This window comes from Frankia sp. CgKIO3 (assembly GCF_977946435.1).
In genome coordinates this window covers 38,919-48,975 of record NZ_CDWTMO010000009.1, presented here as the reverse complement: position 1 = coordinate 48,975, position 10,057 = coordinate 38,919, and the positions used below count along the sequence as shown (strand labels likewise).

Sequence of the window (10,057 nt, the reverse complement as noted above, 5' to 3'; positions counted from 1 at the left end):
GGTGCGGGAACACCGGGCGGCTCGAGCGCCGGCGCCGGTGCGGTCGTTGGCTTGGAGGCGCCCGCCCGCCCCGGTCCGCGGGCGGGGACATGCCGGCGACGAAGGACGGCCTCGGTAGACAGAGCGACCTCGCGATCGGCGGGATCGACGGGCGACCCACGCAGGACGGTGCCCCGAAAGTCGGAGCGGGCGGTGTTCTACGACGTGTCGGAGTTTAGCCGCCGCGGCGCTGCGTACGCGCGTCGACCGCGCCCGGACCCCCGCCGCCGCCCTGCGTCCTCTCTCACAACCGCGCCACGCGGCCCCCCGGGCGGCGGCGACCGACATGTACTGGCGTGGGGCATCGGACAGCGACGGTGGGTATGACGCATGGACGGCGGGCATCGGGCATGAACCACAGGGACCGGGATTCCACTCGTCGTGCGCGTTGTTCTCCCAACCGCCACCCGACTGTCACGGGGATCCGCAGACTGGGATCAGACTGGAAACAGCCTGGGATGGAGCCGGCCCCAGAGGGTAGTGCCCTGAAGGGGGTGCGCCCATCGGAGGACAGCTTGGAGACGAGGACAGCTTGGAGACATGGTGAGGACGCCACCGCCCGCGGAGAGGAAGTCAGCCCGATGAGCAATCCCCTGTCCGAGCTCTCAGCCGCCGGAGTGGCGGTCTGGCTGGACGACATCAGCCGGGACCGCCTACGCACCGGCAACCTCGCCCACCTGGTCGAGAACCGCAGCGTCGTCGGCGTGACGAGCAACCCGACCATCTTCCAGAAGGCGATCAGTTCGAGCGACCTGTACGACGAGCAGCTGCACGACCTGGCGATCCGCGGCGTGGACGTCGGCGAGGCCGTCCGGGCCATCACGGCCGCCGACGTGCGCGACGCCTGCGACGTGCTGCGCGGCGTCTACGACGCCAGCGGCGGCGTCGACGGCCGGGTGTCCCTGGAGGTCGATCCCCGGCTCGCCCACGAGGCCGAGCGCACGCTCGCCGAGGCGCCTGCCCTGTGGTGGCTGGTCGACCGGCCCAACCTGTTCATCAAGATTCCCGCCACCCGGGCCGGCCTCTCGGCGATCACCGAGACGCTCGCCCAGGGCATCAGCGTGAACGTGACACTGATCTTCGGACTCGACCGGTACGACGCCGTGATCGACGCGTTCATGACCGGTCTGGAGAAGGCCCTGGCCGCGGGGCGCGACATCACCGACCTGGCCTCGGTCGCGTCGTTCTTCGTCAGCCGGGTGGACACTGAGGTCGACCAGCGGCTGGAGAAGATCGGCACTCCGGAGGCGAAGGCGCTGCGCGGCCGGGCCGCCGTCGCCAACGCCCGGCTGGCCTTCGAGCGGTACGAGAAGGCGTTCGCCACTCCCCGCTGGGCGGCCCTGGCCGCGGCGGGCGCGAAGCCCCAACGCCCATTGTGGGCGTCGACGTCCACCAAGGACCCATCCCTGCCGGACACGATCTACGTCACCGAGCTGATCGCGCCCGGAACCGTCAACACGATGCCGGAGGCAACCCTGGAGGCGTTCGCCGACCACGGGTCGGTGACGGACGAGACGATCCGCCCCCGCTACGAGGAGGCCCACGAGGTGTTCGCCCAGCTCACGGCCGTCGGAATCGATCTCGACGACGTGATCGAGACCCTGGAGAGCCAGGGCGTACAGAAGTTCGAGGACTCGTGGACCCAGCTGCTGGACACCATCGCGGCGCACCTGGGCTCACCCGGTTCGTCCGCGTAAGGCCTGGCGCCGGCCGTGGCCGTGGCGGTCGCCACGGCCATGATGATCGTCTCAGCGTCGTTCATGGACACCCGACGGTCCCCGGTGAAACAACCTCGGAGAGACCACAAGCAGAATGAAGGGGGAACGGGTGGCGCCCACGGTGAGTACCAACCCGCTGCGGGACCCACGTGACCGCAGACTGCCGCGCCTGCCGGACGCGAGCGCCCTGGTGGTGTTCGGCGCTACCGGCGACCTGGCCCGCAAGAAGCTGATCCCCGCCGTCTACGACCTGGCCCACCGCGGCCTGCTGCCGCCGGGTTTCGTCCTGCTCGGGTTCGCCCGCCGGGACTGGCCCGACGAGGACTTCGCCGAGTTCGCCCGGCAGGCCGCCGAGAAGGGCGCCCGCACCCCCTTCCATGCAGAGGTCTGGGACCGGCTGGCGGGCTCCGTGCGGTTCCTGCCGGGGTCCTTCGACGACGACGCCGCGTTCGACCGGCTCGCCCGGGCACTGGAAAGCCTGGAGCACTCCCACGGTATCCGTGGCAACGCGGCGTTCTACCTGTCGATCCCGCCGTTGGCCTTCCCGGTCGTGCTCAAGCAGATGCAGCGCACCGGGCTCTCCTCGGCCGCTGGTTCGGGCGGCTGGCGCCGGGTCGTCGTCGAGAAACCGTTCGGTCACGACCTGGAGTCGGCCCGGCAGCTCAACGCGCTCGTCGACGACGTCTTCACCCCGTCCGGGGTGTTCCGCATCGACCACTACCTGGGCAAGGAGACGGTCCAGAACCTCTTCGCGCTGCGCTTCGCCAACACGCTGTTCGAACCGATCTGGAACTCCCAGTTCGTCGACTCGGTGCAGATCACCATGGCCGAGGACGTCGGGATCGGCACCCGGGCCGGCTTCTACGACGAGACGGGCGCCGCCCGGGACGTGCTCCAGAACCACCTTTTGCAGCTGCTCGCCCTGACCGCGATGGAGGAGCCGGTCAGCTTCGGCGCGGAGACCATCCGCACCGAGAAGCTGAAGGTGCTCCGCGCGGTGTCGTTGCCCACGGACCTCACCCGCTACGCGGTACGGGGGCAGTACGAGCAGGGCTGGCTCGCCGGGGAGCGGGTCCCGGGCTACCTCGACGAACAGGACATCCCCGCGCAGTCGCGGACGGAGACCTTCTCGGCGGTGCGCTTCGGCATCGAGACGCGCCGGTGGGCCGGGGTGCCGTTCTACCTGCGGACTGGCAAGCGGCTGCCACGGCGGGTCACCGAGATCGCCATCTTCTTCAAGAAGGCGCCGCACCTGCCGTTCGACGAGACCGCCACCACCGAGCTCGGCAACAACCAACTGGTCATCCGGGTGCAGCCCGACGAGGGGGTCACGCTCAAGTTCGGCTCCAAGGTCCCCGGCTCGGCGATGGAGGTCCGGGACGTCGCGATGGACTTCCTGTTCGGTGAGGCGTTCACCGAGGCGCTGCCGGAGGCCTACGAACGGCTGATCCTCGACGTGCTGCTCGGCGACGCGACGCTGTTCCCGAACAACGCGGAGGTCGAGGAGTCCTGGCGGATCGTCGATCCGCTGGAGCGGCACTGGGCGGGCACCACCCCGCACCGCTACCGGGCCGGCACCTGGGGCCCGGCAGCCGCCGACGAGATGCTCGCCCACGACGGTCGCCGGTGGCGGCGGCCATGACCATGGATTAGGAGCCCCTCGTGACCACATTGTGGGACACCACCGGTTCTGAGGTGGTCAAGGCCCTCTCCGCCGAACGACGGGCGGCCGGAGCCCTGGCCTTCGGCTTGGCGCTGACCCTCGTCGTCGTCGTTGACGAAAAGCACGTCAGCGCCGCCGAGGGCGCGGCGACGCTGGCGGCCTCCGCCCATCCGTGCCGGCTACTGATCGTCGTCCGCCGGCAGGTCAACGTGCCGCATCCCCGGCTCGACGCCGAGGTCTCGATCGGCGGTCGGCTCGGCCCGGGCGAGGCGGTCGTGATGCGGATGTCCGGCCGGTTGGCGCTGCACGCGGAATCGGTCGTGCTTCCCCTGCTCGCACCGGACGCCCCGGTGGTCACCTGGTGGCACGACGAGCCGCCGACCCGGATCGCCTACGACCCGCTCGGCGTGTTCGCCGACCGGCGGGTCACCGACGTCACTGCCAGCCCGGACCCGCTGTCGGCGCTGTTCCAGCGGGCCGCGGACTTCGCCCCCGGCGACACGGACCTGTCCTGGACCAGGCTGTCGCCCTGGCGCACCCTGCTCGCTGCCGCCTTCGACGCGGTGGTCAGCGAGCGGCCGGACTCAGCCGTCATCACCGCCGGCCGGGCCGATCCGAGCGCCCAGCTGTTCGCCGGCTGGCTCCAGAACAGGCTCGCCGTCCCGGTGACGGTCGACGAAACGGGTGGCCGGCCCGGTATCACGGCGGTCGCCGTCGCCCTCGACGGGGACCGGCTGGCCGTCTCCCGCACCGACTCCCAGTCGGCGATGATCTCCCGCACCGGGTACCCGGACCGGGTACTGCCCCTGTCCGACCGGGGCGTCGGGGACCTGCTCGCCGAGGAGCTGCGCCGGCTCGACGACGACGCCGTCTACGCCGAGGCCCTGGGTACCTGGAGCGGCCTGCCGAACCTGACCAGGCGCTCGCCGCACCGAGAGCACATCTGGCGGGACCCGATGGACCAGACCGTGGGCGCCACGGACGCCTTGGCCGCCAGCACCGTGACGTCGAGCGCCGCGGCCCCGGGCACCGCCCCGACGAGTGCCTCGAACAACGAACGGGCGGTGGGTGGCGCATGACGGCCAAGCCGGAGCTCGTCCTCCATCGTGACGCCGGGGTGCTGGCCAGGGCCGCCGCGGCCCGTCTGATCACCCGGCTGGTGGACGCCCAGACGGCCCGCGGGGAGGCCTCACTCGTCCTGACCGGCGGTGGCATCGGCATCGCCCTGCTGCGGGCGGTGCGATCGAACCCGGCTCTCGACGCGGTGGACTGGAGCAAGGTCGACATCTGGTGGGGCGACGAGCGGTTCGTCGCGGCCGGCTCGCCCGACCGCAACGAGCGGCAGGCGCGGGAGGCGCTGCTCGATCACATCCCGGTGGATCCCAAACGGATCTTCCCGATGGGCCATCTGGCGGCTCCGACCGCGGGCGGTGACGTCGAGGGACGAGCCGCGGCCTCCGGCTATGCCGACCCGGAGTCCGCCGCGGTGGAGTACGCCGCGCTGCTGGCCACCCGTGCCGTCACCGGATCGGCGGTGCCGAGCTTCGACGTGGTGCTCCTCGGGCTCGGCCCGGAGGGCCATGTCGCCTCGCTGTTCCCGGGCTCCCCCGCGGTCGTCGCGACCGAGCCGGTGGTGGCCGTGCATGACTGCCCCAAGCCACCGCCGGAACGCGTCACACTGACCCTGCCGGCCATCCAGTCCGCCCACGAGGTCTGGGTGATCGTCGCCGGGGAGGAGAAGGCCGATGCGGTCGCGGCGTCGTTCTCCGGAGCGGGACCGATCACGATCCCGGCGACGGGAGCGGTCGGCCGCGACCGCAGCCTGTGGCTCGCCGACCGGGCCGCCGCCTCCCGGCTGCCCGGCTGGCAGTGACGCGGTCCGCGGACGACCTGTCCCGTAGACCTGTCCCGTGGGCCCGGTACGCGTGCCGGGCCCACGGGACGGCACCGGCGGATCAGGTCAGGATCTTGTCAGGTCAAGATCTTGGTCTTGCCCCGCTCGAACTCGGCCTCGCTGATAATCCCCCGGTCTCGCAGGTGCGCGAGCTTGCCAAGTTCGTCGGCGTCGCTCGTCGTCCTGGCGGCCTCCTGGAGGTAGGCGCGCCAGGCCTGTTCGTCGCGCTGCGCCGCGGCGCGGCTGCGCTCGTGCATGCTGCCACCCCGCACGATCAGGTAGGCGATCACGCCAAGCCAGGGCAGCACCACGATCGCGACCGTCCAGGCGGCCTTCGCCCATCCGGACAGATCCTGGCTGCGGAACACGTCCATGATCACGACAAACAGCAGCCACAGCCACAGGATGAAAGCAAAAAACCACAGCATATAGAGGAAGACGCTGAGCAGCGGAAAATCGGGATCCACGGAGTACCTCCTGTCCACGCCGTGGTCGGGTGGTGGCCTGGGCGGGCCACGGTCGTCCCGGCGTCCTGGGGCCCCGGTTCCGGCCCGGACCCGGTTTCTGACCCGGTCCGTTCATACCCGCGCCGGGCCGTCCCGCCGTCGCGCCGCCTCACCCGCCGGGGGTGGACCGCCCAGCGCACTCACCCGCTCACCCGACAGCCCGCTCACCCGGCGGTCCGGCCAGCCGGCGGCCCCGGTCAGCCTGGGGGCACGGGGGACGATGGGGACACGGGGGGCGCCGAGCGGCGCATGGTCGCCTGCCCCGCCGAGCTGATCTCGGTCGCCGGATACGAGCAGTCGAGCGTGCCGTCGCCGTGGAGCACGAGGTCCAGCCAGGTGGCGGCGAAGCACAACGCCCCGACCCGGGTGAGACGTTCCTCGAGCCGGACCGAGGCGCCGGACACCGCCCGCAGCACGAGCTCGCCGGCGCATCCACTCTCCGGGTAGGCACTCGTGCCGATCACCTCGCCGATCCGGCCGCCCCGCAGCACCAGCTCGGCGTTGAAGTGCACGAACGCCTGCGTCACCGATCCGCTCCAGCTGCCGATCATGCCCGGGGGCAGCGCCTCGCCAGCCTCGGCACCCGGTTGCGACCCGACCCCCGCCGGATCCCGCGTGGCGACCGTCGGCGGCGAGGCGCGACGCCGGTCGCCGTCGTCGCCGCTGCCGTCCGCGCCGAACAGCTGGTACGCCCCGGCGGCCACGGCGGCGAGCAGCACCAGGACGATCATCGCCCCGGCCATCAGCCGGGGTGCCCGCCACGGCCGGGCCCATCCGACCGCACCGGTGGGCCGCGCCGTCCCTGGCCACGCCGGCGGGAACGGCACGGGTCGCGACCCGGTCCGGCGCCGGGGACAGCGGGGACGGCGGGGATACCGGGGCGGAATCGGCCGGGTGGGACGCGGCCCAGGTCAGCAACGCCTGCGCTCCCTCCGCGCGCAGCCGGCTCGCCGGGTTCTTGGCCAGCAGCCCGGCGATCGCTGCCGACAGCCTGCCGCCCCGGAGGAAGGGTGGCGGATCGGCGTGCAGCACGGCGCCGATAGTGGTGAGCAGCGTGTCGCGCTGGAACGGTGAGACCCCCTCGACGGCAAAGTAGAGGGTGGCTCCGAGGGCGAACAGGTCGCCGGCCAGGGTCGCGGGGCCGCCGAGGAGGCGCTCGGGCGCCATGTAGGCGGGCGTCCCGCCGCTGCCGACGCCGCCGGTGAGGGTCGGGTCGGCGGCGTGGGTGGCGATGCCGAAGTCGGTCAGCAGCACCCGGCCGTCGTCGGCCAGCAGGATGTTCGATGGTTTGACGTCCCGGTGCAGCACGCCCATCTGCTGGCCCGCGACCAAGGCGTCGAGGACCGCGAGCCCGACCTGGATGGCACGCTCGGGCGGCAGGGGACCGTCCCGGTTGACCGTCGTGGCGAGTGTGCCGGCCCGGACCAGCTCCATCACGATCCACGGCAGGCCGTCGTGTTCCACGGCGTCATGGACGGTGACCACGTGCGGGTTCCCCCGCAGCCGGGCGGCGTTGCGGGCCTCACGCATCGCCGTCTCCACTCCGGCGGCACGCTCGTCGTCGTCGAGGTCGGCGGAGACCCGGATCTCCTTGATCGCCACCTCGACCCGGAGCACATCGTCGTGGGCCCGCCACACGGTGCCCATCCCACCGGAGCCAATCCGTTCGACGAGCCGGTACCGCCCGGCGACGATCCGGCCGATGCCGACATCATCCACAGTCACAGGGGCATCCTCGGCGGCGGCGCAACGGCGGCAGCCCGTTCCCGGCGGCGACCGTCGGCCGCTGCCGGGAACGGGCCCGGGCTAGGAGGCGCCCCGAAGCTTGGCGAGCGCCTCGGCGAGGATCGCCTCGCCGTCCTTCTCGTTCCGTCGTTCCCGCACGTAGGCGAGATGGGTCTTGTACGGCTCGGTGCGCGGCGGGGCGGGGGTGTTGTCCCGATCCCGTCCCGCCGGAAAACCACAGCTCGGACAATCCCACGTGTCGGGGATCGCCGCGTCCGCGGCGAACGACGGTCTCGTCTCGTGCGCGTTGGCGCACCAGAAGGAGATACGTTGCCGGGGCGCGGTCTCACCCCGTTCCGCCTCTCCCATCGGTCCTGCCCCGACCCGGCTCCCCCGGATGGCATTGCCACCTGCCACGGCCCGCGTGCTCCTTCGTCTCGTCCCATGGGTGGTAGCACGGAAACCGTGCCTGCCGATTCCGCGGCCTCGAGCGCCGCGGAACCTCGTACCCGGTTCCGTAAACCTGACGTTCCCGGCACTTTTCCCCGGGTGTTCCTCCGGGTACGTCCTGGGGGGAGTGTAGGCCGCGAGAGCCACACATGGATGCACCGACCACCCCCGCTTGGTTACCCCTGGCGTTACCCTCAGCGGGAGGAGCGTGTTCAGGTCGGGTGTCATCCGGACCCCAGCGAGACCGCGGTCGGATCGGCGGTGCCGACCGACGGCACGATCGTGAACGCGGTGACGTTCGTACTATGGAACTGCGGGGTGTGCACGACGGCCAGCGGGATTACCGCGACCTGCTCGACCACCGTGTGCTCCAGGTCGGCCCAGTCGCTCGCGGCGGTCGCCTCGCTGGTGGCCCGCAGCGCCGTGGCGAGCAGATGCAGGGCGCCCGGATCCCGGTAGCCGCCGTCGGCCGGCCTGGGGCCGGCCCACGTCTCGTCCAGCAATGGCTGGAAGACGGTGCGGCCCGCGTCGCCGTACCAGTCCGGGGCGATGGTGGTGAGCGCCAGGTCCCAGAACTGCCCGGTGGGGTGGACGGCGGCCGCACGGTAGCGCTCGCCGGTCCGGATCCGGATATCGAGGCGGATGCCGGAACGGGCGAAGGCGGTCCGCAATGCCTCAGCGGCCGCCACGTCGGTGGCGCTGTCCGTGGTGAGCAGGGACAGCGCCGTGACGGGCCCGCCGGGGGTGTGGCTCAGCGCCTCCCGGCAACGGGCCGCGTCGCCGAGTCCCGCCGGGCTCGGGAAGGGATCCGCGTCGGTGTAGCCGGTCATCGTCTCCTGCAGCAACCCGGTGGCGGCAGCGGCGAACTCGGGGTCGCCGAGCGCCGCCGCGAGGCTCACCCGGTCAATGCAGTAGGGCAGCGCCCGGCGGACCGGCAGCTCACGCAGCGCGGCCGCGGAGGGCCCGTTGAATCCGACGGTGAGCGCCAGGGTGACCCCGACCCCGTCGACCACGAGACGGGGGTCATTCGCCCTGGCGAGCTCCACGGCCCGGCTGTCGGGGATCTTCCCATCGAGCGACATGTCCGCGTCGCCGCTCTCCAGCTCCTGCTGCATGGCCTCCGGACTCAGGCCGTCGAAGATCGTTATATGGTCGGGCAGGGCGCGGCGGATCCCGTCCGAGGATGCGCTCCAGGATGGGCTGCGCGACAGCCGGTACCCCTCGCCGGGAGCGACCGTGAACCGGTACGGCCCGGCCGACACCAGGTTGTGCAGGTACTCCGGCGAGTCCGGCGGGTAGGCCAGGGCCTCCAGCGGCACCGGGGAGGCCGCCGGTAGCGCCAGCACGTCCACGAAGTCGTTCACCGGGGCCAGTAGATGGAACGCGAGCGTGTCGTCGCCGACGATCTCGATGCCCTCCACGGTGCTGCTCTCGACGAAGGCCGCGGCGTCGGCAACCGGGATCGCCGCCAGCTGGGCACAGAACTCCCGGAATCCGACGATGGTCGCCGTGAAGTAGCCGCGCAGCGGTGACGGGTTCGGGGGCGTGCACAGTCGCTTGATGCCGCGGGCGACGTCGTTGGCAGTGATCCGGCGCTGGTTGGGGGTGTCCCAGCGCGCCGCGGGACGCAGCCGCACCGTGTAGACTAGCCCGTTCTCGGTGACGACCGGCGCGCCGACGGCGAGGTCCGGCCGCGGGATGGTCGACTTCGTCGTGTCCTCGTCGGAGGGATAGCTGAACAGCTGGCGGGTCACGAGCCGGCTGACCGCCCGCTCGCCGGGCTGGTCGGCCCAGCCGGGATCGCCGCTGGGCATCCACTGGGTGACGATCCGCAGCGTGCCGCCCGGCTTGTCGGGCGGAGGGGGCGTGGCGGTCGCCACCGGGGTGGGACTGGCGGCGAGCTCACGCGATCCGCCCCCCGAGCCGCCGCCGCTGCAGGCGGTCACCGTGGCGGTCAGGACCGTGGCGAGCAGAACCGTGGCGAGCACGGACAGGGGGCGGGGCAGCCGGCCTCCACGGCCGCGACCACTCCCGCGGCCGGGACCAGGGCGCGGGCCGAACT

General features: G+C 72.1%; 8 protein-coding genes. 4 read left to right on the top strand and 4 right to left on the bottom strand.

The annotated features are described in order from the left end of the window. Positions 1–620 precede the first annotated feature (620 nt). The 4 genes from tal (at position 621) to pgl (ending at position 5,293) form a co-directional block, all read left to right on the top strand. Positions 621–1,736, top strand: a complete 1,116-nt coding sequence (gene tal / locus AC08OJ_RS02455) for a transaldolase (RefSeq protein WP_476594956.1) — start codon at positions 621–623, stop codon at positions 1,734–1,736. 130 nt (positions 1,737–1,866) lie between these two features. Then, positions 1,867–3,399, top strand: a complete 1,533-nt coding sequence (zwf, locus tag AC08OJ_RS02450; protein WP_476594363.1) for a glucose-6-phosphate dehydrogenase — start codon at positions 1,867–1,869, stop codon at positions 3,397–3,399. A gap of 20 nt (positions 3,400–3,419) precedes the next feature. Beyond that, positions 3,420–4,499, top strand: a complete 1,080-nt coding sequence (locus AC08OJ_RS02445; protein ID WP_476594955.1) for a glucose-6-phosphate dehydrogenase assembly protein OpcA — start codon at positions 3,420–3,422, stop codon at positions 4,497–4,499. Next, positions 4,496–5,293: a 6-phosphogluconolactonase gene (pgl, locus tag AC08OJ_RS02440; RefSeq protein ID WP_476594360.1), complete on the top strand. Its 798-nt coding sequence runs from the start codon at positions 4,496–4,498 to the stop codon at positions 5,291–5,293. The genes AC08OJ_RS02445 and pgl overlap by 4 nt, the downstream gene beginning before the upstream one ends. 98 nt (positions 5,294–5,391) lie before the next feature. Here pgl and AC08OJ_RS02435 read toward each other — a convergent pair whose 3' ends face one another. From AC08OJ_RS02435 to AC08OJ_RS02420, 4 genes are all read right to left on the bottom strand, one after another. Beyond that, a complete protein-coding gene (locus AC08OJ_RS02435) occupies positions 5,392–5,781 on the bottom strand; it encodes an SHOCT domain-containing protein (protein WP_476594359.1) in 390 nt (129 codons plus the stop codon). Between the two features lie 111 nt (positions 5,782–5,892). Beyond that, entirely contained in the window at positions 5,893–7,545 is a 1,653-nt protein-coding gene (locus tag AC08OJ_RS02430; protein ID WP_476594954.1) for a serine/threonine-protein kinase, read from the bottom strand. A gap of 81 nt (positions 7,546–7,626) precedes the next feature. Next, complete coding sequence (locus AC08OJ_RS02425) at positions 7,627–7,962, bottom strand: RNA polymerase-binding protein RbpA (RefSeq protein ID WP_011436081.1); 336 nt, start codon at positions 7,960–7,962, stop codon at positions 7,627–7,629. A 257-nt stretch (positions 7,963–8,219) separates the two neighbouring features. After that, positions 8,220–9,989 (bottom strand): ABC transporter substrate-binding protein, encoded by a 1,770-nt coding sequence (locus tag AC08OJ_RS02420; protein WP_476591653.1) that lies wholly within the window; start codon positions 9,987–9,989, stop codon positions 8,220–8,222. Positions 9,990–10,057 lie beyond the last annotated feature (68 nt).